General features: G+C 55.2%; 28 protein-coding genes. 17 read left to right on the plus strand and 11 right to left on the minus strand.

Annotated features, from left to right (window positions below):
- The first annotated feature begins 77 nt into the window (after positions 1 to 77).
- The 7 genes from HRU87_RS06795 (at position 78) to pknB (ending at position 8,597) form a co-directional block, all read left to right on the plus strand.
- On the plus strand, positions 78 to 740 hold the full coding sequence (locus HRU87_RS06795; protein WP_173494146.1) for an FHA domain-containing protein: 663 nt from the start codon (positions 78 to 80) through the stop codon (positions 738 to 740).
- Entirely contained in the window at positions 737 to 1,231 is a 495-nt protein-coding gene (locus HRU87_RS06800; protein WP_173494147.1) for an FHA domain-containing protein FhaB/FipA, read from the plus strand. Before HRU87_RS06795 ends, HRU87_RS06800 begins: the two co-directional genes overlap by 4 nt.
- A gap of 6 nt (positions 1,232 to 1,237) precedes the next feature.
- Positions 1,238 to 2,491: a PP2C family protein-serine/threonine phosphatase gene (locus HRU87_RS06805; protein ID WP_173494148.1), complete on the plus strand. Its 1,254-nt coding sequence runs from the start codon at positions 1,238 to 1,240 to the stop codon at positions 2,489 to 2,491.
- Positions 2,484 to 3,848, plus strand: a complete 1,365-nt coding sequence (locus HRU87_RS06810) for an FtsW/RodA/SpoVE family cell cycle protein (RefSeq protein WP_246247263.1) — start codon at positions 2,484 to 2,486, stop codon at positions 3,846 to 3,848. Before HRU87_RS06805 ends, HRU87_RS06810 begins: the two co-directional genes overlap by 8 nt.
- On the plus strand, positions 3,845 to 5,296 hold the full coding sequence (locus HRU87_RS06815) for a penicillin-binding transpeptidase domain-containing protein (protein ID WP_173494149.1): 1,452 nt from the start codon (positions 3,845 to 3,847) through the stop codon (positions 5,294 to 5,296). Before HRU87_RS06810 ends, HRU87_RS06815 begins: the two co-directional genes overlap by 4 nt.
- A complete protein-coding gene (locus HRU87_RS06820) occupies positions 5,293 to 6,735 on the plus strand; it encodes a serine/threonine-protein kinase (RefSeq protein WP_173494150.1) in 1,443 nt (480 codons plus the stop codon). The genes HRU87_RS06815 and HRU87_RS06820 overlap by 4 nt, the downstream gene beginning before the upstream one ends.
- 74 nt (positions 6,736 to 6,809) lie before the next feature.
- Complete coding sequence (gene pknB / locus HRU87_RS06825; protein ID WP_173494151.1) at positions 6,810 to 8,597, plus strand: Stk1 family PASTA domain-containing Ser/Thr kinase; 1,788 nt, start codon at positions 6,810 to 6,812, stop codon at positions 8,595 to 8,597.
- Here the strand turns inward: pknB and HRU87_RS06830 are convergent.
- The gene (locus HRU87_RS06830; RefSeq protein WP_173494152.1) at positions 8,594 to 9,229 is read right to left on the minus strand and encodes an anthranilate synthase component II; all 636 of its coding nucleotides are present in this window, start codon (positions 9,227 to 9,229) and stop codon (positions 8,594 to 8,596) included. The two genes, pknB and HRU87_RS06830, sit on opposite strands and share 4 nt — an antisense overlap.
- Before the next feature lie 59 nt (positions 9,230 to 9,288).
- Here HRU87_RS06830 and HRU87_RS06835 point away from each other — a divergent pair, with 59 nt between their 5' ends.
- Positions 9,289 to 9,564, plus strand: coding sequence for a cell division protein CrgA (locus HRU87_RS06835; RefSeq protein ID WP_173494153.1), 276 nt, complete (start codon positions 9,289 to 9,291; stop codon positions 9,562 to 9,564).
- On the opposite strand, the gene HRU87_RS06840 is transcribed toward HRU87_RS06835, so the two are convergent.
- Positions 9,565 to 10,212 carry a rhomboid family intramembrane serine protease gene (locus HRU87_RS06840; protein ID WP_173494154.1) on the minus strand — a complete coding sequence of 216 codons (648 nt, stop codon included), beginning with the start codon at positions 10,210 to 10,212 and terminating at the stop codon, positions 9,565 to 9,567.
- Positions 10,213 to 10,743, minus strand: a complete 531-nt coding sequence (locus HRU87_RS06845; protein WP_173494155.1) for a peptidylprolyl isomerase — start codon at positions 10,741 to 10,743, stop codon at positions 10,213 to 10,215.
- Between the two features lie 64 nt (positions 10,744 to 10,807).
- Between HRU87_RS06845 and HRU87_RS06850 the strand changes: the two genes are divergently transcribed.
- From HRU87_RS06850 to HRU87_RS07220, 5 genes are all read left to right on the plus strand, one after another.
- Positions 10,808 to 11,623 carry an SDR family oxidoreductase gene (locus tag HRU87_RS06850; RefSeq protein ID WP_173494156.1) on the plus strand — a complete coding sequence of 272 codons (816 nt, stop codon included), beginning with the start codon at positions 10,808 to 10,810 and terminating at the stop codon, positions 11,621 to 11,623.
- The gene (locus tag HRU87_RS06855) at positions 11,605 to 11,982 is read left to right on the plus strand and encodes a DoxX family protein (protein WP_213086391.1); all 378 of its coding nucleotides are present in this window, start codon (positions 11,605 to 11,607) and stop codon (positions 11,980 to 11,982) included. Before HRU87_RS06850 ends, HRU87_RS06855 begins: the two co-directional genes overlap by 19 nt.
- A 268-nt stretch (positions 11,983 to 12,250) precedes the next feature.
- Entirely contained in the window at positions 12,251 to 12,703 is a 453-nt protein-coding gene (locus HRU87_RS07210; protein ID WP_173494157.1) for a PTS sugar transporter subunit IIA, read from the plus strand.
- On the plus strand, positions 12,703 to 13,128 hold the full coding sequence (locus HRU87_RS07215; RefSeq protein ID WP_213086392.1) for a PTS fructose transporter subunit IIB: 426 nt from the start codon (positions 12,703 to 12,705) through the stop codon (positions 13,126 to 13,128). Before HRU87_RS07210 ends, HRU87_RS07215 begins: the two co-directional genes overlap by 1 nt.
- Positions 13,129 to 13,186: 58 nt before the next feature.
- The gene (locus HRU87_RS07220) at positions 13,187 to 14,308 is read left to right on the plus strand and encodes a PTS fructose transporter subunit IIC (RefSeq protein WP_343035103.1); all 1,122 of its coding nucleotides are present in this window, start codon (positions 13,187 to 13,189) and stop codon (positions 14,306 to 14,308) included.
- Between the two features lie 47 nt (positions 14,309 to 14,355).
- Here the strand turns inward: HRU87_RS07220 and HRU87_RS06870 are convergent, their stop codons facing one another.
- Positions 14,356 to 14,616, minus strand: coding sequence for a Txe/YoeB family addiction module toxin (locus HRU87_RS06870; RefSeq protein WP_173494158.1), 261 nt, complete (start codon positions 14,614 to 14,616; stop codon positions 14,356 to 14,358).
- Positions 14,613 to 14,882, minus strand: a complete 270-nt coding sequence (locus HRU87_RS06875; RefSeq protein WP_173494159.1) for a type II toxin-antitoxin system Phd/YefM family antitoxin — start codon at positions 14,880 to 14,882, stop codon at positions 14,613 to 14,615. Before HRU87_RS06875 ends, HRU87_RS06870 begins: the two co-directional genes overlap by 4 nt.
- 102 nt (positions 14,883 to 14,984) lie before the next feature.
- Here HRU87_RS06875 and HRU87_RS06880 point away from each other — a divergent pair, with 102 nt between their 5' ends.
- Positions 14,985 to 16,211 carry a glycosyltransferase gene (locus tag HRU87_RS06880; RefSeq protein WP_173494160.1) on the plus strand — a complete coding sequence of 409 codons (1,227 nt, stop codon included), beginning with the start codon at positions 14,985 to 14,987 and terminating at the stop codon, positions 16,209 to 16,211.
- Here HRU87_RS06880 and HRU87_RS06885 read toward each other — a convergent pair.
- Positions 16,203 to 17,480, minus strand: coding sequence for an O-antigen ligase family protein (locus HRU87_RS06885; protein WP_173494161.1), 1,278 nt, complete (start codon positions 17,478 to 17,480; stop codon positions 16,203 to 16,205). The genes HRU87_RS06880 and HRU87_RS06885 overlap by 9 nt on opposite strands.
- A gap of 127 nt (positions 17,481 to 17,607) precedes the next feature.
- Entirely contained in the window at positions 17,608 to 19,728 is a 2,121-nt protein-coding gene (locus HRU87_RS06890; RefSeq protein ID WP_173494162.1) for an MMPL family transporter, read from the minus strand.
- A gap of 58 nt (positions 19,729 to 19,786) precedes the next feature.
- Here HRU87_RS06890 and HRU87_RS06895 point away from each other — a divergent pair, with 58 nt between their 5' ends.
- Positions 19,787 to 20,911, plus strand: a complete 1,125-nt coding sequence (locus HRU87_RS06895) for a DUF2834 domain-containing protein (protein ID WP_173494163.1) — start codon at positions 19,787 to 19,789, stop codon at positions 20,909 to 20,911.
- Here HRU87_RS06895 and HRU87_RS06900 read toward each other — a convergent pair.
- The 4 genes from HRU87_RS06900 to HRU87_RS06915 form a co-directional block, all read right to left on the minus strand.
- Complete coding sequence (locus tag HRU87_RS06900) at positions 20,850 to 22,256, minus strand: ATP-dependent DNA helicase (RefSeq protein WP_173494164.1); 1,407 nt, start codon at positions 22,254 to 22,256, stop codon at positions 20,850 to 20,852. The genes HRU87_RS06895 and HRU87_RS06900 overlap by 62 nt on opposite strands.
- Positions 22,253 to 24,217: a bifunctional copper resistance protein CopD/cytochrome c oxidase assembly protein gene (locus HRU87_RS06905; protein WP_173494165.1), complete on the minus strand. Its 1,965-nt coding sequence runs from the start codon at positions 24,215 to 24,217 to the stop codon at positions 22,253 to 22,255. Before HRU87_RS06905 ends, HRU87_RS06900 begins: the two co-directional genes overlap by 4 nt.
- The gene (locus HRU87_RS06910; RefSeq protein ID WP_173494166.1) at positions 24,214 to 24,678 is read right to left on the minus strand and encodes a methyltransferase family protein; all 465 of its coding nucleotides are present in this window, start codon (positions 24,676 to 24,678) and stop codon (positions 24,214 to 24,216) included. Before HRU87_RS06910 ends, HRU87_RS06905 begins: the two co-directional genes overlap by 4 nt.
- 72 nt (positions 24,679 to 24,750) lie before the next feature.
- Positions 24,751 to 25,023, minus strand: coding sequence for an HU family DNA-binding protein (locus HRU87_RS06915; protein ID WP_173494167.1), 273 nt, complete (start codon positions 25,021 to 25,023; stop codon positions 24,751 to 24,753).
- A 215-nt stretch (positions 25,024 to 25,238) separates the two neighbouring features.
- Between HRU87_RS06915 and HRU87_RS06920 the strand changes: the two genes are divergently transcribed.
- On the plus strand, positions 25,239 to 26,249 hold the full coding sequence (locus HRU87_RS06920; RefSeq protein WP_173494168.1) for a TerC family protein: 1,011 nt from the start codon (positions 25,239 to 25,241) through the stop codon (positions 26,247 to 26,249).
- Entirely contained in the window at positions 26,246 to 26,530 is a 285-nt protein-coding gene (locus tag HRU87_RS06925; RefSeq protein ID WP_173494169.1) for a helix-turn-helix transcriptional regulator, read from the plus strand. Before HRU87_RS06920 ends, HRU87_RS06925 begins: the two co-directional genes overlap by 4 nt.
- The last annotated feature ends 26 nt before the right edge of the window (positions 26,531 to 26,556 follow it).

Raw genomic sequence — 26,556 nt, forward strand, 5'->3', positions numbered from 1 at the left:
TAGCAGAGAAATGAGAGCGGCGTAAGGGGCGGGTGGGTAGACTTACCCTCACCCTACAGACCGTGGAAGCGAGCCAATTGAGCTTTCTTGACAAGGCAGAAAAACGCATCGAGGCTGGTGTCAGCTCGCTGTTTGCTCGCCTGAGCAAGGCCGAGCTGCAGCCGGTTGAGCTCACCCAAGCCATAAAGGCCACGATGGATCAGGCTGCCAACGCCGTGGGGTCAGATCGAGTCCTAGCACCGCATCGCTACAAAGTACTGGTCGCCCCGCACGACCTAAAATCTCTTGCTCCTGGGCTGATTTCAGCGGTTCGTCTAGAGGTCGCCAAGCATGCTGCGAAGCAGGGTTACCGACTCTCCGGAGAATTAGAAATCACAGTTTCCGAGGACCCTAAGGTCCCCAGGGGTCAGGTGAAGGTCGGCTACTCAGCGCTGCAGAACCACGTGAACTGGGCGCCAGCCTTGCTCTTCAACGGCCAGAGAATCGAATTGGGGTCCGGCAGCACCACCGTTGGGAGAGACGAGTCCTCCAACATCGTGGTTGACGACCGAGGGTTGAGCCGAGTCCACTTTGAAATTGCTTGGAATGGGGAGATTGCCGCCATTCGCGACCGCCAGTCGACCAATGGAACGTTTGTCGACGGCGAGCGGGTAAGTGAAATGGTGTTGCGCTCTGGAAGCAAAATTACAGCTGGCAGATCAGTCTTCGAATTTGAACTGAACGCGGTCGGAGTCGCATGAGTGAGCTAGCGCTTTTCCTGGTCCGCATCGGTTTTGTTGCGGTGCTGTGGATATTCATCCTCAGCCTGCTGTCAGTTATCCGCGCGGACCTCTACGGCCGAAGGGTGATTAGCAAGTTGGCGCAGCAAAACGCTCCCCAGCTAATTTCCGGAGGCGCCGGCTCCATCTCAAGCCTCGCCATCGAAGATGGTGAAAGTTTTGAGCCCACTCAAATTGCGATGTTGACGGGAAGAACCGCTGGAACCTCGGTGGATATCGCTGGCAAGCGCGAGGTGCTTATTGGCAGGGCCTCGAGCTGCGACCTGGTGATATCTGACGAGTTCGCCTCAAACATGCACGCCAAGTTGGTCTTAGTTGGCGAGGACTGGGTATTGCAGGACCTGAACTCCACCAACGGAACCTTTATTGATGGCCGAAAAGTGGTTACCCCGGCAACTATCAAGCAGGGCACCACGATTCGTATCGGCACAACAACCTTTGAGCTGAGGTAATAAGCCTTGGCCGTAAAAACTATTTCTTATGCCGCCAGTGACATCGGCAAACACCGCAGCTCCAATCAAGACTCCGGTTATGCCGGATACCAACTCTTCTTTGTCGCAGATGGCATGGGTGGACACGCGGGTGGCGATATCGCCTCCGCAATCTCCTCGCAGCGAGTGGCACTAACCGATTCCCGCTACGAAAGTGTGGAGGAGGCGATTGACTCTTTCAAGAAGGGGATCTTGGAAGCCAATGGGATGCTGTCCCTGACCGTTGCCGACCACCCCGAGCTTGAGGGCATGGGCACAACCTTCTCGGGAATTCTGCTGCACGGCACCCAGATGGTCACCGCTCACATCGGAGACAGCCGCATTTACCTCGCCAGAGACGGCGAGGTGAAGCAGATCACTAACGACCACACCTTCGTTCAGAAACTCGTTGACATGGGTCGAATCACGCCGGAGGAGGCTTTGGTTCACCCCAGAAGAAGCGTCCTGATGCGCGTGCTGGGAGATGTCTCCGGAGAACCAGAAATCGATATTGCCCTGCATGATGCCCTGCCCGGAGATCGCTGGTTACTCTGCAGCGATGGGCTGAGCGGTGTGGTGCCAGAAAACGTGATGGATCGAATCCTCACCTCAAAGATCCCAACTGAAGAGGTTGCGGAGCTCTTGGTTGGTGAGGCCCTTGAGTTTGGTGCTCCAGACAACGTGACCGTGGTGATCGTAGACATAGTTAGACCCGCCACAAAAACCGACTTTGAACCCGGAGCTCACTTTGTCGGCTCAGCCGCCAACGAGGTGGTTATTGAAGAGCGCAAGGGTGGCAAGATCCTCAGGCTGTTCTCGCCTAGAAACCTTTTCGAACTGCTGCAGACCCCAGAAGACCCAACTCAGTACGCTCCCGAATCCGAGGAGCTACTCAACAAGATTCTCATGGAGACCAGGCGCAAGATTCGCTGGCGCTCAATACGCATTGTTGCCAGCTGGTTCCTGGTTGCCGGAATGCTCGCAGGTATGGGTTACCTCGCCTACCAGTACACCCAAACCAGGTATTACGTCGATGTCTACCAGGGCCAGGTGACAATCTTCCAGGGCATCAGGGAGTCTCTGGGGCCACTGAAATTCTCAAAGCCATTCATGGTGAGTGAGATCTCCCTGGAGGACCTCGAGCCGTTCCAGCAAACCTTAATCGAGCGCTCCATCTCCGCGGAATCTCTGGAGGATGCCGAGCGCATCCTGCAGCAGCTGAGTGAGAGTAACGATGAGTAACGTCTCGCTCACCAGTGCCATTCCAATGCTGCTCAAAGCGGTCCCGCGCTCCAGAAACTTCGAGGCCGTGCTGCTGTTTTGGGTTGCTGGAATCCAGGCATTCGCTCTAGCTCAGGTTCAGCTGGCAGTGGTTCAGCGCATGAGCTGGGACATGCTGCTCTATTGGGCTCCCCCTGCCCTCGGGGCTGCCGTTGTGCACTACGTGCTGCGCAAGCATGCCGTCAGCGCCGATGGTTTGATGCTTCCGCTCGCCTACCTGCTAAACGGTCTTGGAATCGCAATGATCTACCGGCTTGACCTTGCAGAAATTGCCCGCGGAGGAATTGAGCTCTACGCCGAGCGCCAGGTTTGGCTCACAGTCTTCGCCATGTTCTGTGCCGCGGCAGTGGTTCGGTTAGTGCCAAACCACTTGGCGCTGAGAAAGTACCCCTACCTTGCCGGCGCAGCAGCGGTCTTTCTACTGATCCTCCCGGCTGCACCGGTAATAGGTAAGACCATCAACGGAGCCACTCTGTGGGTTGGGATCGGGGAACTCACCTTCCAGCCCGGTGAGGTGGCAAAGATTCTGCTGGCAATTTTCTTTGCCGGGTACCTAATTTCAAAACGGGACACCCTGAGTGAAATTGGTTCGCGGGTTCTATTCATGAAGGTACCCAGAGCTAAAGATCTCGGCCCCATCCTGCTGTTCTGGGTTGCCTCGCTCGGGGTTCTCGTGTTGCAGCGCGACCTTGGAACCTCAATTCTTTACTTCGGTTTGTTCCTCGTGATGATCTACACCGCTACCGGGAGAGCCTTCTATGTTGGCGCCGGTATGACCATGATGATCACCGGAGCCTTGGTCGCATCCAGGCTGTTTGATTACGTTGGTCGCCGCTTCGACACCTGGCTAGATCCGTTTGCGAATGTGAATTACAACGCTGCCGGAGGCAGCTACCAGCTGGTTCAAGCGCTGTTTGGCATGGCAAACGGGGATGTGATTGGCACAGGGCTCGGGGGCGGCTTCCCACAGCTGATTCCACTTGCTGAATCGGATTTCATATTTGCGGCGCTCGGGGAAGAGTTGGGACTGGCTGGGATCTTTGCCATTTTGGCCATCTTCCTGCTTTTGGTCTACCGAGGTCTGAGAATTGCCAACTCTCACCCCGATGACTTCTCCAGGCTGCTCGCCATTGGTCTTAGTTTTGTGATTGGTCTGCAGCTGTTTGTGGTTGCCGGCGGAGTTATGGGACTGCTGCCCATGACTGGACTCACAACACCGTTTATGGCAGCTGGTGGGTCGTCACTGCTGGCGAACTGGGTCATCATCGCCCTGCTGCTTAGAGTCTCGGACTCCTCACTGAAACGGGTCCAGAGTTGAACCGGCAGGTCAGAAGGGTTGGACTCGCGCTAACCGTGATGTTTCTCGCGCTGTTTGCCATGGCGAGCTCGATTCAGGTCCTGAGAAGCGCGGATCTCTACAAAGACTCCAGGAATGTTAGAGCGTCATACGAGACGTACAAGACTCAGCGCGGCTCCATTCTGGTCGGCGGCACCTCTGTGGTGGAGAGCGTTCCGGTCAACGACGCCTACCGCTTCAACCGCGAGTACGAGTCTGTGCTCTACAGCCCGGTCATTGGCTACTTCAGCCTGTTTTCGGGAACCGACGGCATTGAGCGCGTTATGAACAGCTACCTGTCCGGGCAATCTTCAGCTCAATTCTTTGAGCAGATCAATGCGCTGCTGGATGGAAAACCGGTTACCGGTGCGGCAGTTGAGCTAACGCTGGACCCAGATATTCAGCGTGCTGCTTGGGATGCTCTGGGTGATCGCAAGGGTGCGGTGGTGGCCATCGAACCTTCGACCGGACGCATTTTGGCCATGGTGTCAAAACCAACATTTGATGCCAACCTGCTAGCCGGCCACCTATACGGTCCGGTAACAGATGCGCTCAAGACCTACTCGGCCGACGAGGACCAGCCGCTGGTAAACCGCGCGATTGCCGGCGACCTCTACCATCCGGGATCAACCTTTAAGTTGGTAGTGGCTGCGGCAGCTCTGGAATCCGGCAGCTACACAGCGACCAGCACCTTTGAAAACCTAGACACCTATCGCTTGCCCGGAACAAACACATTCATTAAGAACTCTTCAGGTTCGACCTGCGGCACCGGTGAGACCGTAACCCTGGAATACGCGCTAATTCGGTCCTGCAACATCCCCTTCGCCATGCTGGCGGTTGAACTTGGCCAGGAGCGCATTCGAGTCCAGGCAGAGTTGATGGGTTTTGGTCAAGAGCTGGAAATTCCAATGGATGTGACACCAAGCATCTACCCGATTGAGCTCGAGGATTCTCAGCTTGCGCTGACCGGCTTTGGTCAGTTTGATGTCAGGGTGAGCCCACTGCAGATGGCCATGGTCTCCTCGGCAATCGCCAACCAGGGGGTTTTGATGAAGCCCCAGCTGATTGATTTGGTGGTTGCCTCAAACCTAAATGTGCTTTCCCAACCCGAGCCCACGGTGCTGTCTGCTCCAATGTCGCGACTAACCGCTGGCTACCTAACTCGCATGATGGTGGACTCGGTCGAGGTTGGCGCAGCCACCCGAGCTGGGATCTCCTCAATAGCGGTTGCTGGAAAAACCGGCACTGCCGAAAACGGACCGACCGACCCCTACACCCTCTGGTTCACAGGATTTGCCCCGGCTGAGGCTCCCGAGGTAGCGGTTGCAGTGGTGGTTGAAGACGGCGGCGGCATTGGCCAAAACGGAACCGGCAATCAAATTGCAGCTCCAATTGCGCGCATGGTTATTGAGGCGGTGCTTGCCAAATGAAACCCTCGGTAGGTCAGCTCTACGGCGAGAGATATCGCCTTCAACTTCGCATCGCGATTGGTGGAATGGGTGAGGTTTGGCAGGCAGAAGACGAGCTAATCCTGCGCCAGGTTGCGATCAAGATTCTCAAAGAGGAATACCTCGGCGACCCCATGTTCTTGGAGCGCTTCAGGACTGAGGCCAAGAGTGCTGCGCTGGTTGAGCACGAGGGCATTGCAAATATCTACGACTACGGCGAGGACACCGGCAGTGCCTACCTGGTCATGGAGCTGGTTCCCGGTGAGTCAATGTCAAGACTTATCGAGCGAGAGAAAAAGCTCTCCGAGGAGCGCGTTCTGGACATTGTTGCCCAGACTTCAAGGGCGCTCGCCGCCGCTCACGCCAGAGGATTGGTTCACCGAGACATCAAGCCCGGCAACCTGCTGATCACTCCCGAGGGCAAGGTAAAAATCACCGACTTTGGTATTGCTCGTGTTGGCGACCAGGTGCCCCTCACCAAGACCGGTCAGGTTATGGGAACTGTTCAGTACCTCGCCCCAGAACAGGCCACCGGCAAGACTTCGACACCCGCCACTGACCTCTACTCCCTGGGGGTGGTTGCCTACGAGGCTTTAGCGGGAAAGCGCCCGTTCACCGGTGAGAATCAAATGGCAATCGCCATGGCCCACATCAACGAGATGCCGCCGGCGCTGCCGGACTCCGTCGATCCACGTGTTCAGAACCTGGTGCTTAGCTGCCTGGCAAAAAAGCCGTCGCAGCGACCTGAGTCTGCTACCTCGCTCGCTATCAGAGCGGAGGCTCTGCTTCGCGAAAAGCGCAAGCCCAGGGCAAGTGCAGTTTTCACAACCCCAGACGGTTACACCGAAAACAGTGCCACCGAGGTGATTCCGACCGACACCGCCCCGCTGCCGCGAGCGCCGATCGTTTGGCCCTGGGTAGCGACCTTGGGTCTGCTGGGAATCACCGCCATCGTGGTGATAGTTGCGATTCTCTCGGAGCCCAACACCGAAGATTTCCCAACCCCATCTAGCACGGTTTCGCCAAGCCAGAGCAGCACTCAAACCCCATCCACGGCGCCGGAGGCGACGGAGTCTGATGAGGTGGTTGCGCAGACAAAGTTGATTCTGCGCTCGGACATAATCGGAGAGAACCTAAGCGAAGTCTCCGCCAGACTGGCCGAATTGGGCATGAACGTGAACGCCATAGCGGGTGAAGAGGTGCCGGCCGGTGACTCAAGAGCCAGAACCGTCTACGCAGTTTCTCCAACCGGAAACATAACGGTCGGCACAACAATCGACGTTACCTACTACGTAGAAAACGTTGAAGATGTGCCAGTGGTCATTCCAGAGCCTGAGGTAACCGATCCGGGCTCAGAATCAGCAACAGTTTCTGAACCGGTAACTGAGACTCCCTCCGAGGAACCAAGTCCGACGGGGTAATCAGATCGTGACCGAGTCCTAAGCGGGATGTTGGTTTCCAAAAACTAAACTATGGCGGGGTAGAAAGAGCTATTTTGACTGAGAACGAAAGACTGATTGCCGGGCGCTACCGGATTGGTCAGTTGGTTGGCCGCGGGGGCATGGCCGAGGTTTACGAGGGTTACGACACTCGACTGGGCCGAACCGTTGCCATCAAGTTGCTCAAGTCGGACCTTGCGAATGATGCAAGCTTTGAGGCCAAGTTCCGCCAGGAGGCTCAAGCCTCCGCTCGCATGGCGCACCCGACCATTGTCAGGGTTTACGACGCGGGCGAGGAAGAGACCACCGATGAAAATGGCAATCCTCGCAAGACCCCTTACATCGTCATGGAATTTGTCAAGGGTCGCCTGCTAAAGGAAATCATCTTCGAGGGCGGAGTTGAGCTCGAAAGATCCATCCGCTATGTCGGCGGCATCCTCACCGCTCTTGAGGTTTCGCACCGCGCCGGAGTTGTCCACCGCGACATCAAGCCAGCCAATGTCATGGTTGGTGACGGCGACAACGTAAAGGTCATGGACTTTGGCATTGCTAGGGCAGTAAGTGACAACTCGGCTACCCAAGCCGCCACCGCCGGCATCATCGGCACCGCGCAGTACTTTTCTCCCGAGCAGGCCAGGGGTGAGGCGGTTGATGCCCGCACCGACCTCTATTCAACAGGCGTAATCCTCTACGAGCTTTTGGCCGGACGGCCACCCTTCAAGGGCGAGAGCGCAGTTTCGGTTGCCTACCAGCACGTTTCTGAGGCCGCTGTCCCACCAAGCCAGTTCAATCCTGCGGTCAGCGCAGAGTTGGATGCGGTTGTAGCTCGGGCCATGGCTAAGGATCGCAACGAGCGTTTCCAGAGCGCCGAGGAATTCCGTGAGCACCTTTTGGCCGCCGCGCAGGGTAAACCGGTTACCAATTCAAACCCCATCCCAATTTCTGCTCCGGTGACAGAGGTCCTAAGCGGCCCCACCAAGCTGATGGAATCCCAGTCCCTAGAGACTGAACTGATTGATGGTTTTGAGACCATGCCTAACGCCACCACCCCAACCATGACCACCAGCAAGGTTGGCGCCGGTGTGCTGTGGGGTCTTGGAACCGGCGTGGTTGTCATCCTGGTTGGTTTGCTGTTCTGGGTGATGAACATTGGTGGAACTTCGCCCACCATTTCACCAAGTGCCGGTGTGGCAGTTCCATCGGTTGAAGGTTCGCTCTACGACGATGCCGCCAACACTCTGGCAGCTCAGAATCTCCTGGTGCTAAGGGTCTACGAAAAGAGTGAAACCGTTCCAGAGGGCGTGGTCATTCGCCAGGAGCCAGCGGCTGGGACTCAGGTGCTAGCCAACACCCCGATCACCCTCTACGTCTCCAGTGGAGCGACCGAAGTAACCGTTCCGAACCTGGTTGGCAGAGCTGAGGCCGATGCCGTTGCACTAATTGAGGGTCAAGGACTAACGGTCGGAAGAATCGATGTGGTTGGCAGTGCGAATGTTCCCGAGGGAACTGTGATTGCATCTGACCCGGTCACCAACTCCAGGCTCCCGCTTGGCTCAGTGGTCAACCTGGTGCTCTCAGATGGCACCGTGATGATTCCGGATGTCAGAAACCTAGATGTCCTAGAGGCAAGAACCATTCTCACCGCTCCAACGATTGGCTACACGGTTTCGGTTGAGATATTCGATGCGGCCAGCTGCAATGGCACCCCGGGAACCACGGTTCTGGACCAGTCCATCGCACCGGGGCAAGCGCCTCAGCTGCAGAACATTGTGCTGTTCGTGGAGTGCGTGCCGACTGAAACGGTAGAGCCAAGCCCTACGCCCACCCCAACTACGACTCCCTAGCGCTCCAGACGGGGACTGAGGTGCTTTGCTTTTTCAAGTGCCTCGGTGTGGCCAAGGGTCGCTAGCCAGTTGGCCAGCATCTGGTAACCACCTTCGGTTAGCACCGACTCAGGGTGAAACTGAACTCCGTAAATCGGCTTGCTTTTGTGCTGCAGGCTCATGATTACGCCGGACTCAGTCTGGCCAGTAATCTGCAGCTCCTCTGGAACAGTGTCCTGAACCACTGCGAGAGAGTGGTATCTGGTTGCACTAAACCCCTGGGGTAGGCCCTTGAAGATCTCGCTGCCCGCGTGATTCACCTTGGAGACTTTGCCGTGCATCAGCTCAGGAGCACTCTTCACCGTTGCACCCATCGCCTCGGCAATTGCTTGGTGCCCGAGGCACACTCCAAAAACCGGATAGTCGGTCTGGAGCGCATACTTCACCGTTGGGATTGAAAGGCCTGCTTCACCCGGAGTTCCAGGTCCGGGGGAGATCAACACGGCATCAAATCTGGAGAGCAGTTCGGGAAGTTCAGCCTCGGTCACGGAATCATTGCGCATCACTTCGGTTTCAGCGCCCAGCTGCTGCAGATAGCCGTTGAGGGTGTAGACGAAGCTGTCGTAGTTATCGAGAACCAGAATCCGGACCATAGTCTCAATAGCCTAACCGCAGTAGGAGAATGACCGCTGATGGTTATAAACTTCTAGCCATGCCTGAATCAAGTTCACGTCGCAAGCCTTCCAAGAAGGAAGCCCCTGTTCGTCCAACCATCGTTGGCGATGAGCAGGAAGAAAACCCAACCTGGTACAAGGTCACAATGTTTGGCTTCATGATCGTCGGGTTGATCTGGATTTTGACTTTCTACATCTCCAGCGCCCGCTTCCCACTGGGTAGCGCAACTCCGATTGACCTGAGCAACTGGAACATTTTGATTGGCTTTGGCATCGCCATGGTGGGGTTTGTTATGACCACCAAGTGGAAGTAACTAGATCCAAGCCTGAATCCGCCAGAGCGTTAGCACGCTCAGCACTGCCAGCACAATAACAACCCCAAGGAACTGCGCTACGCGTTGGTTCGGCCTCCTTGTTGCGGAGTAAACGCTAGCTATCGCAACTCCGGTAACCAAGCCTCCGAGGTGGCCCTCCCACGAGATACCTGAGACAAAAAAGCCCATCGAAAAGTTAATTGCGATGAGCAAAAATATCTGAGTCGGATTGCCACCCAGGGTCCTGATCACCACGAAGAACGCACCCATTAGACCAAACAGAGCGCCCGATGCGCCCACAACTGGGGTTTGCGGATCCGAGAGCCACAGCACTGCGACCGAACCACCCAGGATGCTGACTATGTAGAGGGCAAAAAACCTAAACCGCCCGAGCATTGGTTCAAGCTGCTGCCCAAAAATCCAAATTGCATAGGAGTTCAGCAAGATGTGCCAGGGGCTGGTCCAATCGTGGACAAACCCCGAGGTCAGCATCCGCCAGGGTTCCCAAGGGGTAAAAAGCGGAGCGTAGAAAAACCGATTGGTGAACAGGTATCCAAGCGGTGAGATTTGCCCGAGCCAGATCAGCACGTTGGTAGCCAGCAGAAGCGTGGTTACCGGTGCCCTTCGGGCTCCGAGGCGAAATGCCACTTAGACCTTTTCGATGGTGATGGACTCGATGACCACATCGTCCAGCGGACGGTCACGACCATCGGTTGCCAGCTGGGCAATCTTGTCAACCACCTTGCGGCTGACCTCGTCCACCACATCACCGAATACGGTGTGCTTGCCGTATAGCCAGCCAGTTGGGGCCACGGTGATAAAGAACTGAGATCCATTGGTGCCTGGGCCGGCGTTTGCCATCGCGAGCTTGTATGGCTCCTGGAAGGTGAGCTCTGGGTGAATCTCATCACCGAACTGGTAGCCAGGGCCGCCCATTCCGGTTCCAGTAGGGTCTCCACCTTGAATCATGAAGCCCTCGATGACACGGTGGAAGATCACTCCGCTGTAAAGCGGCTTGCCGGCCTGCACCGCACCGGTGCGAGGGTCTTTCCACTCGATTGAGCCGGTTGCCAGGCCTTCGAAGTTCTCCACGGTCTTTGGAGCGTGCAGGCCAAAAAGGTTGACCTTGATTGCGCCGTGGTTGGTGTGCAGGGTAGCTACTGAGGTGTGAGAAGTCATGCGGACATTCTTTCACAGGTTTGATTTATTTCTGAAGCTCAGCACCTAGTGCTTAGATGGTGGAATGAGCAAAGTCGCCATCATCACTGGAGCGGCCTCCGGCTTCGGCCTGGGTCTTTCTAAAGAGCTAGCTTCCCGAGGCTGGGTGGTCTTCGCAACCGACCGGGATTCAGCTGCGGTTGAGGCCACCAAATCCTTTGGGGCTATCCCAAGGCGGGCCGACGTAACCATTCCCTCAGACCTGAGCGCTGTGGTTCAAGAGGCAATAGCTGATTACGGCAGCGTTGACCTAATGGTGGCAAATGCCGGCTACGGCAACTTCTCCTCGGTTGAAGAGACCACTGCGGAGGAAGTCCGGCGTATTTTCGAGGTCAATTTCTTTGGTGTTGAAAACTCAATCCGAAGCGTGCTTCCCCAGATGCGCAAGCAGCGTTCTGGGCGAATTATCATCACAACCAGCGTCGTGGCACACGTCACACTGGTTGGCCTGGGCTGGTACTCGGCGACCAAGCAAGCCCTCAAAGCAGTTGCGAACGCGTTGCGTCAAGAAACCAAGTGGCTCGGTATTGATGTCTGCACGGTTGAACCCGGAACCTCAAAGACGGGATTCGGGTCGGTAGCATTCGAGCTACTAGACAGTGGCCGGGCTGTGGGTGACTACGACAGGGTCATGACCGGCTTAAATAAATGGCTCGGCGGTCTCTACCGAATCTCACCCGGGCCAGACAAAGTTGTCAAGAAAATGCTCAAGGCAGCTACGTCGCCAAGACCGAGGGCTCACTACCCCGCCAGCTGGGATGTCCGCGCATTCAAGATTGCTTTCTATCTCTTGCCCAAGTCTTGGCTGGATGCGGTGGTGCTATGGCTCGCAAAGCGCTAGGACTTCCGATTGGGAGCTGGGTGGTGGTGGTTTTGTTCACTGCCTCAGGTGTGCTGCACCTTGTGAACCCCGGGGCCTTTTTGTGGCTCATGCCCCCGTGGCTCCCTGAACCCGAACTGCTAGTTGTGCTCTCTGGCGTTGCCGAACTGGTAAGCGCAGTGGGGCTAATTTTGAAAGCTCGTTGGGCCCCGATGCTCACCGTTCTAACCCTGTTGGCGATCTGGCCAGCGAACTGGTGGTTCGCGATAGATAGCCTCAGCAGCGCTCCAGATGTTGCCCTGGCAGCCTGGCTCAGGCTGCCCCTGCAGCTTCCACTGCTCTGGTGGGCTTGGTCTGCACAGAAGTCAATATCGTCCTAGGCGAAGGTGTTGTCCTAGAAACCAAGACCGCAAGCGGTTGTGGTTCGCATCACCCCTCACCACAAAATACGTAGGACCATGTGTAAAACTGACAACTATTTGGGCTATTTTTTGGAGATTTACTCTGCAAATTAGACCTGGGTCTGAGAGAAATCTGTATAGATTTATTATTTAGAGGAGTAACCGCTTTCAGTGAAAGGGGGTCGGCGCAACGGAGCGTTCGTCCAAATAGTTATCTCGGTCGAAATTCATTAGCGCTAGGAAACCAATGTCCCACCCAATCACAACGCCTGAAATCGTCATCGTCGAGATCGACGCACAAACTAAAGAGCAGGCTGTTCGTCAGCTAGCGGAGAAGCTATTGGCCGCAGGTCGCCTAACCGCTTTGGATGCTTACCTTGAGGCTGTTGCAGCGCGCGAAGAGCACTTTCCGACCGGCATCGAAGGTGGTGTTGCGATCCCGCACGCCCAATCTGACCTGGTAACCATCCCTTCGGTTGCCGTGGCAACCACAAGCAAGGGAATCGACTTCGGCGCCGATGACGGTGCTTCTCATCTGATCTTCCTGATTGCAGCGCCTGCTTCAGGAGAAAACACCCACCTGGAGATTCTCGGCTCACTGGCTCGCAAGATCATGCACGAGGAATTCCGGGACCGCCTTCGCGCCGAGTCCGATCCGGCCGAAATCGCTTCAATTGTGACCAAGGAGGTCCAGAAATAATGGCAAAGGTAGTTTGCGTAACATCTTGCATCACCGGCATCGCCCACACTTACATGGCCGCCGAGGCCCTGGAGCAGGCAGGTAAGAAACTGGGTCACGAGGTAATCGTTGAGACCCAGGGTTCGGCAGGTTCCAACCCGCTCAAGCAGGATGTAATCGATTCTGCAGATGCGGTAATTTTTGCCGTTGACCTTGAGGTCAAGGACCGTCAGCGCTTCAATGGCAAGCCTTACATCCAGGTGGGTGTGGCAAAGGCCATGAAGAGCGCAGTAGAACTCGTCGAGCAGGTGTTGCAGTCAGCTGCTGACGGAACCGCAGCCAAGGTTGGTGAGGGTTCACCAGCCAAGGAGGCAGAAGCAAAGACTCCTTCTGAACCTAAAGAAAAGAAGGGTGGCCTCTTCGGAGGCCTATTTGGCAAAAAGTAACAAGGCTCTCTCGCATCCGCGGGAGGGTTACTAGCAATGGAGCTATAGGAGGCCCATAGTGAGTAACGTAAGCACAGGCACCAAGGTTCGTCAGTGGCTGATGACCGGTGTTTCATACATGATTCCATTTGTTGCAGCAGGTGGAATTCTTATCGCCCTCGGATTCCTGCTCGGTGCAATCGGGTTTGGAACTGACGGCATCCACGCATATGACGCAGAGAAGATGCAGATTGCTGGTGACTACGACGTTCTAAACATCGGTTACTGGGCATTCGTTATCTTCTGGTTCGGTAAGGCTGCATTCGCATTCTTCGTTCCAGTTCTAGCTGCCTACATCGCGTATGCAATTGCTGACCGCCCAGGTCTGGTTCCAGGATTCGTTGCCGGTGCTCTTGCTACCGGTCTAGACGGAAACCCACTGGGAACCGGCACCGGCTTCCTCGGCGCAATCCTCGGTGGTTTCATCGCCGGTGGCGTTGCCCTGTGGATCAGCCGCTGGAGCGTTCCAAACTGGATCCGCCCAGTTATGCCAGTTGTGGTTATCCCTCTTCTAGCATCGCTGATCACTGGTCTAGCCATGGTGTTGGTCCTCAAGGCTCCAGTCTCCGCTCTAATCACCGGTCTAACCTCATGGCTGAACGGTCTCTCGGGTGGCGCACTTGCAGTCCTAGGTCTAATCCTTGGTTTGATGATGGCATTCGACATGGGTGGCCCAGTTAACAAGGTTGCCTACACCTTCGCCGTTACCGGTCTTGCAACCGCAGGTGCTGCAGTTTCAGCAACTGAGTTCCAGATCATGGCAATTGTTATGGCTGCTGGTATGACTCCTCCGCTAGGTCTAGCTCTTGCTACCAACCTGCGTAAGAAGGCATTCAGCGAGTCCGAGCAGGAGAACGGCAAGGCAGCTTGGCTTTTGGGTGCGTCCTTCATCTCTGAGGGTGCGATTCCATTCGCTGCTGCTGACCCAGTTCGCGTTATCCCATCGATCATGATCGGTTCCGGTCTAACCGGTGCACTGGTTGCCCTATTCGGCAACGAGCTACGCGCACCTCACGGTGGAATCTTCGTGTTCCCACTGGTTAGCGACTGGTTCACCTACGTGCTAGCAATCGCAATCGGTACCGTTGTCACCGCCCTACTGGTCCTCGTGGCTAAGGGTCTAGGCAACAAGGCTGCATAACTAGAACCAAAGTAGCCAAGGCCCCGGGAAACCGGGGCCTTGTGCTCTTAATAGTGAAATCGGCAGGACTGCACGATAACCAAATCATCCTGCAGAACGTAAACTAATCGATGTTCCAGCGTTATCCGCCGAGACCAGACCTCCTGGGAAAAGCCTTTGAGTTGCTCTGGTTTGCCGCTGCCTGCTCGGGGTGTGCGGAGGACTTCCTCCAGCAGCCGGTTTATTCGGTTGGCAACTTTTTTATCCTGGGCCACCCAAAACAGGTATTCATCCCATGCCCCTGGATCGAAGGCAAGTTTTGGCTTCACTCACCAACCAGCGTCTTTAGCTCCTCCAAACTCACCTGTCGGAATTCACCCTTAGACGTTCTATCAAGCGATTCCAGTAGTCGCTTGGCGTTAGCGGGCGAGGCAAAGAGGTGATGGAACTCTCTGAGAGAGTTAAGTTCCAACGCGTTGACCAGCTCAACCGCACCACCTTTGGTGGTGATGGTAATACCTGACGTCTCGTCTGCTAAAACATCTCGGACATGCTGATACAGGTTCTGCCTAAAGGCCGTCAAATTGGTCATCATGAGGAGTCCTTACGTACGTATATACGTACGCATCATAAACCAAATAAAAGTAGTTGACAACGGTCGAACCGCGGGCTGTGGACAACCGGTAAGGCTTATCCGTTGCTAGCATTCCTAGGGGCAAACAGCAAAGGTGACTTCTTGCACATAGCGATCTTCATAGATCTCCACCCAATGAGCCTTGGCGGCATGCAAACCTCGGTCAGGCTGCAACGCAAATACCTAACCAGGGCTGGCGTCAGTTCTACTGTTTTTGCCCCTAAGTCAGCCAACGCCCTCCCGGATGACGACACCGTGGTTTTGCCCTCCCGCAGGCTCAGCCCCAACGGCGAATACTCAGCCGTGTGGGACATGGAGGAAGCTCTCGAGGTAGCGCGAGAGGTATTTAGTCGTGAGAAATTTGATCTCATCCACCTGCAGGGAGACTTTGCCGCAGCAGCCCTTGCTCTAGCCCTGAGCCGGGAATACAACATCCCGCTGATTCACCACGCCCACACCAACATCGACGTTGTGCTGGAGCGAATCGTTGGGAAGCAGCTAAACGCCAGACTTTTCAACTACGCCGCCTCCAAGTACTGCGAGATTGCCGGCATGCCAAAACATAAAGCAAAAAACGGCTGGGAATACATGGCCCTCACCTATCCCCATGCCGATTTGGTGCTTGCCCCGAGCCACCACTTTGCCAAAACCATTGAGGGGCACGGGATTGCCAAGAATGTCGGTGTGCTGCTAAACGGAGTCGACGATGACTCAATTGCAAATATCGCAAGAAAAACCCCGGTTCCCAACGCTCCCGTCAGGTTCATCTGGGCGGGTAGGTTTCTCAGGGAAAAACGACTGCTGCAAACCCTCAGAGCTTTCAAGCGCGCCAATCTTGATGCCGAGCTCATCATCTACGGAACCGGTCCCCTGGAAGCCCCAGCGAAGTCCCTGGCTAGAACCCTGCGTCTTGGTCACAAAGTCTCGTTTGTGGGTCGAGTTGAGCGTGAGGAAATGATGCAGGCCTTCGCAGACTCAGACATCGTGCTGCAAACCTCAATTGGTTTCGAAACCCAGGGTCTCACGGTCTTTGAAGCCGCAGCCTTTGGAACGCCGGCGCTATGCTGCGATGAACGAGTTGCCTCGGAACTCAAGGCTGGTCACTACTGGGTCGCAAAGGAACCAACTATCGCCGCCCTGGCGCAGGCCATGGTCATAGCTCACGGCGATGTGCAAAGTGGAAATAACCGCCGTTCGGACCACCTCGATAACTCATGGCTCCTGCAATCCAGACTGACTGCAAAAACCATCGAGATCTATCAGGAGCAAATCCAGCGCAAACTAGCGTGAGCGCAGCCAGCTACCCGGAATTCTTAGTAGCTTGAGGCGCTTTGGGGTTCGCCCCAGCGGCTCGAGCTCAGCAAATGGCTCGCGTGATTTGGTCGTTAGGAGCACCAGCAAGACCCAGCCGATTTCTATCAGCAACCTCGACTCAGTGAGCGACTGCGCAACAATAACGAGGTAGGCGAAGAGCGGGTAGAGGTAGAGCGGATTGGTGTGACGAACCGCTACTGCCCAGAGCCGGATGAACCCCTGGAGCAAAAGCCAAACCATGAGCATCAAACCGAACACCCCAAGCTGCAGCCAAACATCCAGGAATGCGTTGTGTGCCTGATACATCGGCACCGAATTAATTACGATCAAACCCTCGTAGGGCTCCACCCCGGGAATCCAGTAACTGATCCAACCCCAACCCTCGAGCGGTTTCTCGAAGATGAGATTCAATACCTCACCCCAGATATAGAAACGACCTGAGGCATCGGCGGATCTTCCAAGTAGGTCAAATAGTTCAACCCGATAAATCAGAGCCAGCACAACCCCCAGGGCCAGGGCCCAAAGGCTTCTGCCGTAGATAAGGTGTCTGGTCGCCTTTGGCCTACCCTCAGCGAAAATTGCGATTAGGGCGGCAAAGCTCACCAAACCTATTGCCAGAGTCATGCCGGCGCTCTTGGCGAGCGCCGCCATCAGGATGGCGAGTGCCAGTGAAGCAAGCGGCAGCGATCTTTTGGAATTGGTAACTATGTATTCGACCAGAAATAGCAAAATGCCCAGCACTGCTGTGAAGGCCAGAAGGTTTGCGTTGCCGGTAATGCCCTGGATTCGGTCACCATCGAACAACTGCCCCTGAGACCAGTAGTAGGAGGATGCCGGCGGCTCATCGCCCTCGTAGTTTGGGAAAAACGGCTTTATAGGTCCGCTAACCCCCGCTAAAACCTCAAACAGCAGGGAGCTCACCAAAATGAACCGGATGGTGTTGGCAAAAATATTCAGTAACTGCCGCCAACCAAACTGATTGGCGAGAAACAGCGCAAACAATGTGGTTCCGAGCTGCAAACCCACTCCAAGCCAGGTGAAGTTTCGATAGTTACTCCAAATAGCACTGAGCACCATCAAGCCCAGAAGCAGTGCCAGGGGCAGCGGAACCCGAAGTATGGTCTTCCAGGGCTTGGTGAGGGCAAGCCCGATTACCGATGCCAAAACACCTATTACAACCAGCAATCCCCAACCGGTCCAGCCAACCGAATATCGCACGGCATCCCCCGCCATAACGGTGAACAATCCGGGATACGCCAACCATATCCCAGCGCGATAGCGCTTGGATTTACCGTCGAATGGGATTCGAATCGGCTGGGTGATGGGAATGGTGGAAGTGATTTTTACCTCTTAGAACCCCAACAGAATACCGCTAGTGGCTGAGACCAGCTTTTTCATAGAGGTTCCGAAGCCATTTGGGCGCCCACCAGTTTGCACTGCCAAACAACCTCATTAGTGCTGGCACCAGCAGTGCCCTGACTATGGTGGCATCCAGCAGGATCGCAATCGCAATTCCAAGGCCCAGCATCTTCATGATTGAGACCCCGGAAGAGGCGAAGGCCCCGAAGGTGACTGCCAAAATGAACGCTGCCGCGGTGATGATTCTTCCTGAGCGCTGCAGCCCGTAGGCAACCGAGTTCACCGTGTTTGCGCCGGCGTCATGCTGCTCCTTGATGCGAGAGAGCAAAAACAGCTCGTAATCCATCGATAGCCCAAACGCGACAACGCCAATCATCACAACCGATGATGTGTCTATGGTGCCGGTGACCGAATACTCACCGATGAACTCCTGCAGGTAGCCGTTTTGGAAAATCCAAGACACCAGTCCCAGGGTTGCGCCCAGCGAAAGTATGTTGAGGACAATTGCCTTGATCGGGAGCAAGATGCTGCCGGTGAACAAAAACAGCAGCACCAGAGTGCTCACAAATATCCACACCGTCGCAACCGGCAGTGCGTTTTCAATTCCCTGCTGGCTATCGGTGTAGTAGGCGGCCGACCCCCCAACCAAAACCCGATCTAAATCTGACTCTAGGGACCGAATCTCAACAATCTGGTCGTAGCCCGCTGGAGATCTGGGCTCAATGTCGCTAATTACAGCAAGTCTGGTCCATTCCGTCTGTTCCTCCTGCGGCACCACTGAGACTCGAACTACATCCGGAAGTAGTTCCAGCTCCGCTACGTAATCGGCAATAGCGGTCGAATCGCCCTGCACCAAAATCTCGATCGGGCTAGATTCTCGTCCCGCAAAGCGATCTCGCAGCAGGTTTGAGGCAACCTGGGCTGGGGAATCCTTGGGAAGCACGCGATCATCCACCTGCCCAAATGAAACCTGCGATGAGAGGGAGAAAAGTGAAGCTAAAAACAGCAGTGCCACAAACAACACCGGCAGTGGCCTGCGCATGGTGAACCTGGCAATCTTCTCCCAGCCGCCACGCTCCTTGGGTGCAAGGTCGCCCCTACCGACCTTGAGACTGTTGACCCTGTCGCCCAGCAGGTTGAGAGTGGCTGGGAGCGCGACGATAGCTCCAATAACTGCAATCGAGACCACAGCGAAACCCGCAAGGGCAAAGGACTGCAGGAAGTACTGCGGGAAAAAGGCCATGGAGAGCATCACAACTGCAACCGTGAGACCGGAGAACACAACTGTCTTGCCGGCGGAGGCAACGGTGTTGGCGACTGCCTCCGGAACCGGATTGCCCGCAGCCCGCTCCTCTCGGTATCGGTTTACCACCAGCAGGCTGTAGTCGATGCCCAGCCCAAGGCCCAGGCCGGTGACCAGATTTAGCGCAAAGATAGAAACGTCTGTGATGCCGCTGGCAACCCAGATCACAAAGAACGATCCGACAATCGCCAGACCACCAACCATCAGCGGCAAAGACGCTGCGGTCACGGAGCCAAACACCAAAATTAACAGCAGCAAGACAATTGGGACCGCAATGGTTTCGGCCCGAATCAGATCGGACTCAATTGTGTTGTTGATGGCTTTTGTAACGGCGCGGAACCCCGCGAAGTGAATCTGAGCACCCTGAAAGTCCCCGGTGTATTGATCAACCAGCTGGGTAACAATCTCAGATTGATTGGCGTCGTTCTCTAGGTCAACCAAAACGTAGATAAGTTTGCCGTCCTCTGAAACCAGGCTCGGTGGCATACCCAGCGTGTAGTAGTTGAGCACCTGCTTAACGCCATCAACTTCAGCAAATTCATCACTTAGCTCTTGGACCAGATCGAAGTGGACCGGAACTTGATTAGGGCCAATCTCACTGGCCTCGGATGGTAAATCCACCAGGACGATTACCTCTGCGGGATCCTCACCAAATTCGTTCTGCAGGATCTCGGTAACCAGGGCGGAATCAGAGTTTGGATTGTCATACCCGCCACCCTTGAGGTTGCCGAACGCTTGAAAGCCCCAGATGCTAGAGAGCAGAATCAACCCAACAAAGCTAAAAAGGTAGAGCTTGGAGTGGCGAACGATGGATGAGCCAAGACGGTGCATTGAAATCTTTCAGTTTCCTACCACTATAGATTTCCGCACTTCGTGAAATGATTCCTAAATGCTGAATAAACATCGCAAGACCTCAATCGCCTACTTCGTCATCGCAAGTCTCGGTCTGATCAGCGCCTGGGTGCTAAACGGCATCACCGTGATGACCGGACAGGATTACGTCGGGGCCTGGTTTGGAACCGCAGTGGACTGGGTACTCTCCTCAGACCTTTTGATTGTCGCGGTGGCTGCAGCGATCTTCATGATCTACGAGGGTCGTCGCCTGGGGATGAAGCACGTTTGGGCATACATCGCCCTCAGTTCAATAACCGCGATGGCCTTCACTTTCCCCCTGTTCCTAGGCATGCGTGAGCGAGCGATCCTGAAGCGAGAACTAGCTGGGGGTCGACTGGATAGTTTTGAATTTGATGGGCACCGGGTGAGGGTTTGGGTTCCGGGGGATTTATCTGAAACAACCCCCGTGCTGGTCATGCACGATGGCAAAAACCTTTTTGACCTGGGTGAAACCTTCGCTGGTCACACCTGGGAGGTGATTCCGGCAATTCGGGATGGACTAAGGGCTAAGGCGCCGCTGGTCATCGGAGTTTGGGGATTGAGCGATGAAACCCGCCTGCGCGAACTCTCCCCGGAAAAAATAGTTCGCGAGGATGTTGATCACTTCTGGAAGAACGTGCCGGCTGACTACCAAACCACCGGGCGTGAGCCATTTGGAGATTCCTACGTGTCACTAATCTCCGACGCCATCCTCCCCTTCATGCTTGAGCGCTACGGCATTCAACATTCCATCAAGCGCACCGCAGTGATGGGTTCGAGCATGGGAGGGCTGATGTCGCTCTACATTCTCGGTGAGCGCCCAGAGGTCTTTGGCACTGCTATTTGCTTCTCTACCCACTGGCCCTTTGGCGAAAAACGAATGGTTGAGGGTCTAGTTGGCCGACTGCCAGAAAGTGGCCACCGCGTCTGGACTGACACGGGAACAATCGAACTAGACCAGAACTACCCGCCGTTTCACGCCCTCGCAGTTGAAAAACTGAAAGAGCGCGGCTACACCGAGCCCAAGAATCTAGTTGCAGCAATCTACCCAAACACCGGTCACCATGAGAGTTACTGGTCTAGAAGGGTGGCAGATGCTCTGAACTGGTGGCTTGAGGCACCTGGGAGAGATCAGGTTTAGCAATTGTGGCTCCGGCCATGAATCGAACCACGTCTTTATCCACCATTACATCTGCGTGATTAATGGCCCTGGTTAGGTATAGGCCATCCAGTGACCTAACCCTGGAGAGCGCGACATAGGTTTGACCCGGTGAGAACGCGCCCCGACCCATGTCAATCTGAACCTCGTCGTAGGTTTGTCCCTGAGATTTGTGAATGGTTACCGCCCAGGCCAGGCGAAGTGGGATCTGCTTGAACTCAGCGAGGGTAATTGGCACTAGCACCTCACGCACTTTGCCGGAGTTTTCATCGAACTCCTCCTCGACCTCGTAGCGCACCTTTTCCCAGGTCGCAGGTCCAACCTCAAACTGTTCGCCATCAACATCCACCAGCACCAAGCCTGACTTGGGTAGATCAACAACGTGCCCGATAGTTCCGTTTACCCACCTTCGAACCGTTCCGCCCGTCGGAGACTTTTGCATCGAGCCATCGTCATTTTTGATGAACATTACTTGGGCGCCAACTTTGAGCTCCAGAGTTGCTTCCGCCGGTAGGGTTCTGCCGAAGATCTTTTCGGCATCTGCGGTGTAACTGGCCTTGAAGAGCTTGGGCTCTGCTCCAATCAGCGACATCCGCCATGCGTTTACCTGATTAACGGTCTGGTTGATTGTTGCTAGCTTGATGACATCCGGGTGATTAGGGGTTCGGTTTCCCGCCTGGTTTATGACATCAAGCATTTCACTTGTCACCGAACCGTCTCGGATGGCGTTGAGGATCTCCTTGAAGTTGGCATCCGACTGCCTAAATATCTCACTGAGCTCAAAGCGCTCCAGTTCTGCCTCGCGCCAGGCATGAGCATCAAAAAACCAGCCCGAACGGTAGTTCTCGGCCATATAAGCGCGTTCGGTTGGATCCTGCGGAGGCACCGGAGCAAGTTGGTATGGGTCTCCAAACATGACAAGTTGTGCTCCGCCGAAGGGAATTGAACGCTTTCCCCGAGCGATGCGCAGGGCTCGGTCCATGGCGTCCATCATGTCTGCCGAGACCATCGAGACCTCATCGACAACCAGCATGTCCAGGGCCTTCAAGACCTCTCGGGTTCGACGAGACAGGTGCTTGGCGATGTCCACCTCGCCCAAGACTCCGAAGGGGAATGTGAAAAGCGAGTGGATGGTGACGCCGCCGACATTTAGGGCCGCTACCCCGGTTGGCGCACAAACCGCAAATGACTTGGCGGAGTTTGCGGTTAGGTGAGAGAGCAGGGTCGACTTTCCGGTTCCTGCCCTTCCGGTCACGAAAACGTGGGCCGAGGTTTGTTCGATGTAGTCAAACAGCGCCTGCTGCTCCTGGGACAGCTGAATTATCATCGGCTTCGTTCCCTGCGCTGGTTGAGGTTTTCTAGCATTTTGTTGTAGGCCTCGATGTCTTCGTTGCCGCTGCGATCGGATGCTCGATCCAAGCGCTTGCGCTCCCGATCATCGGTGCGAGACCACTGGTAAACCACAATCAGTGTGATCACCAGGGTTGGCAATTCACCAACTCCCCAGGCAAATGCTCCGCCGATGGCCTGATCCTCCAGGGGGGTTGGACCCCAAGTTCTTCCCATGGATCCAAACCAGTCCGCCAGCAGCAAACTCTTCTCGTTCATCAAACCAAGACCAAAGAAGGCGTGGAAGGCCATGGTTCCGATCAGAAGCATCAGCTTCACGGGGAAGGGTGGTTTGTGAGGCTGGGGATCAACACCGATTAGCGACTGAACGAACAGGTAGCCGGTGATCAAAAAGTGCACAATCATCCACTGGTGACCAAGGTGCTGCTCGGTCGCCCAGCGAAACAGCGGGGTGTAGTAAAACATCACGAGCGAGAGGGCGAAGTTCAAGCCAGCGAAAAGCGGGTGAGAGATAAACCAGGCGTAAGGGGTGTGGACAGCCCAAAGTACCCACTCGCGTAAACCCCTGGAGCCATCAGTCCTGGCAGCCTGGGCTCTTGCCAAAAGCGTCACCGGGGCACCCGGCACCAGCAACACCGGCACCATCATGCTCAGAATCATGTGGCCGACCATGTGAACCGAGAAGAGGTAGTCCTGGTAGGCGTTTGGTGCTCCGCTTGTCACATAAGCCAGCACCAGCATTCCGGCAATCCAAGACGCCGTGCGGCCATTTGACCACTTGTCCCCCCTGGCCCGAAGAATTCGAACACCATTCAGATATAGCGCTATCGCCAAGATAGAGACTGTTAGCCAAAGTGGGTCAACATCCCAAACGCTCACCCAGCTCAACTCGGTTAGTTCCGGGGGCAGCGGGTCTCCGGTGAGGATTTGAGCTGGGGTTGGCGCGGTAAATTGCGCTGGATTCTGCGGGGGTGCGGTTCTAGCCAGGGCGGTGGCAAGCCCGGCCGCTACACCCATAATCGCAACCTCAACCACTAGTACTGAAGCGAAACCGATTGGCTTGTGCTCGATCTTGGAGATTAGGTTGATGCGATGCCAGGCGCCAAAACCACCCAGCACCAGCAGGACTGCAGCCTTAGCAATCAAGAGCAGCCCGTAACCACTGAGCAAGTCCTCAGGTGCATACAGCCGGATGAATCCCGAAGTTAGACCTGAGATTGCAACCAAAATAAAGGCAAACAGCGCAAGGGTGGAGTAGCGGCTAACCAGGGCCTTCCGGCGATCCGGATCATCAAAGTAAACCGCAAAGAGCGCAACTAGACCGCCAACCCAAACCGAGATTCCGACCAGGTGCATCAGCATCGAGTTAACCGCGACCGCGTGACCGATGTCACTTGACGCGTGGCCAGACTCTGCAAGCGGGTAGAGCCCGGCCATTCCAATTGCAGCGTTGACAGCGGTCATCCGGCCTGCGCCAAACATGATGGTCAGAAGGCTCAGCAGGAAAGCAAAACCGACGTTGAAGGCCAGGAGCATTCCCAGTTCAATCTCGGTGGCAAATAGCCACAGCCCCGAGGAAAACTCTGGCCCGTAGCTCAGTGGGACACCTGCTGCCGATAGGTAGGTCATCACAAAGTAAATAGAACCCGAAAGCAACCACAGCGAACTTGCCCAGCTTGCCACCGGCTGCAGCCTGCGCTGCTCTTCTGGATTTCCGGCAAACGCCGAAAGCGCCAGCGTCCCGATGGCAATGCCCATTGAGAGATTCATCACCAGCTTCACCAGCGGGGTTCCCCAGCGAACCACCGGCCCGGGATCAGAGAACTGCATCGGGGCAGCACCGCCAAAAAGTGCCAGTGCAACCAGGGTTGCAATCATGGAGGTCAGTGCAAGAGCGGCAATTGCCAGCAGAAAAAATCTGGCTTTGGTTCCGGTCACTTAGTTAGCCTCGGGAAAAACCTTGGGGTTCGAGCCATGTAGGCCTCGTAGTCGGGGTAGCGCTTTTTCAGCAGCTCCTCCTCGAACTGGGCCTTGATTCTCAGAAGCAAATACAAAAACGCCAAGATCACAACCTGGGGCCAGTAACCGGCATCCAGCACCACGCCAAACCCAAGCATCAGAAGTCCAAAGTAGATCGGGTGCCGCACCCTGGAGTAAAGACCAGTGGTTACCAATTCTCCATCCGCCTTGGGGATTGGTGATGCGGTCAAAGACTTCCCAAGCCCAGTAAAGCTCAACAGCAGCACCAGTGCGCCGACCCCCATGAAAATTAGCCCAAGGGTGGAAAACACGCCTGTGAGCTCAAAATACGGCTCGCTCATCCTCGGGGAAGTGAAGAGTAGTGCGATCAGTAAAAACTGAACCGCAACGTAGGAATAAGCCCGAGATTTATCGTTCACCCATCAACCCTAAAGCCAGAAAGACGAAAGCGACGCTGGTTTCCCAGCGTCGCTTCCTAAGGTTTTTGCTAATTACTTAACTGCAGCCTTTAGCTTGCTACCTGCAGATACCTTGACGGTGTTTGCAGCTGCAATCTGGATGGTTGCGCCGGTCTGAGGGTTGCGACCGGAGCGTGCTGCGCGGTGGCCCTTCTCTACGGATAGGTAACCAGGAATGGTGACCTTGTCACCCTTCTTGATTGCTGCACCGATGGTGTCAAACATTGCGTCGATAACGCGGCCTACGGCTGCCTGAGACTCACCAGTGTGCTTTGCAACTGCTGCTACGAGCTCGCTCTTGTTCATAATGTCCTCCTGGACTTCTTGTGGACAGGATTGTCGGATTCAACCTATAGCCCTAAACCCCGCGTGATTGCTAATAACTCGGCGTGTTGCGAGGAGTTCGTGTCCCCTTAATCCTTGATCTGGCGCGGTTTTTCCAGATATCGCACCTCGAGTGGACATTTATTTGATGTATTATGGAAATAAATTTCATGTAATTTATTTCTAGTTAGGACACCGTGGACGTTTCTCTGACGCTTTGGCTGGCAACCCTAGGCCTGATTCTTCTCATGCTTGCGATTGACCTTTTCGCGCACCGGCACGCCAGTGTGATCTCAATCAAGGAGGCTGCGCTTTGGTCAACCCTGTGGGTTTCCCTGGGAGTTGCCTTTGGCATCTACCTTTGGTTGGACTTTGGCCCCGAGATTGGGCAGCAGTACTTCTCGGGCTTTGTAATCGAGAAATCCTTGGCTGTAGATAACGTCTTTATCTGGGCCTTGATCTTTGCGGCATTCAGTGTTCCGAGGGAATACCAGCACCGGGTTTTGTTCCTGGGCGTAATTGGCGCCCTGGTATTTCGCGGAATCTTCATCGCTGCCGGAGCAGCACTGATTAAGAGCTTTGGCTGGGTGCTATACCTATTTGCCGCATTCTTGATTTACACCGGTGTAAAGATGCTGCTTGAACGAGATAAGCATTTCAACCCCGCAGAATCCAAGTTCCTAAAACTGTTTCAAAAAATCGTTCCCACCACTGACCGCTACTACGGACAACGACTTTTTGTTCGCAAGGCTGGAGTTCTTATGGCAACGCCGCTGCTCGCAGTCTTGGCGCTGGTTGAATTCACCGACATCATTTTTGCCGTTGACTCGATCCCTGCGATTTTCGCGGTTACCGAGGAACCCTTCATCGTCTTCGCCGCTAATGCCTTTGCTCTGCTTGGGCTCAGGGCAATGTATTTCTTACTCTCCGATCTAATTCACCGATTTGTCTATCTCAAAGTCGGTCTGTCCTTCATTTTGGTTTGGGTTGGCATCAAACTCGCGCTTCACGATGTGGTAAAGATCCCGACCCTGTTATCGCTCAGCCTCATCATTGCAATAATCTCCATAGCGATTATTGCCTCACTCATCAAAACCAAGGGCCAGGCCGCCCACCCGGCGGAAGTAGAACCGAAGTTTGCTTTCGGGAGCGCCACTGAGGAAGAAATCGCGCAGCTGGATGAGCAGAACGGTAGGAAAAGTAAATGAGCGACAAGTGGACGTTTCTATCCCACCACGCCCACGTCTTGATTGCGCTCAGCGATGACCCAGAGCTCACGATGGACGAACTCGCAAGAATCTCTGGCATCACCACCAGATCAGTTGTGAATGTGCTCAATGACTTAGTGGATGCTGGCTACCTGACGAAGGAGCGACTGGGTCGCAAGAACCACTACAACATCAACCTCGAAGCTCCATTGCGCCATCAAACCAGCGCAAATCGCAAAGTTGGTGACCTGATCCGAGCCCTGGGTCAGTTCTCTCACTAGGACAGAGCTAATACGTCCGGTTTAGC

It is taken from the genome of Aquiluna borgnonia, from assembly GCF_013283855.1.
GTDB classification, from domain to species: domain Bacteria; phylum Actinomycetota; class Actinomycetes; order Actinomycetales; family Microbacteriaceae; genus Aquiluna; species Aquiluna borgnonia.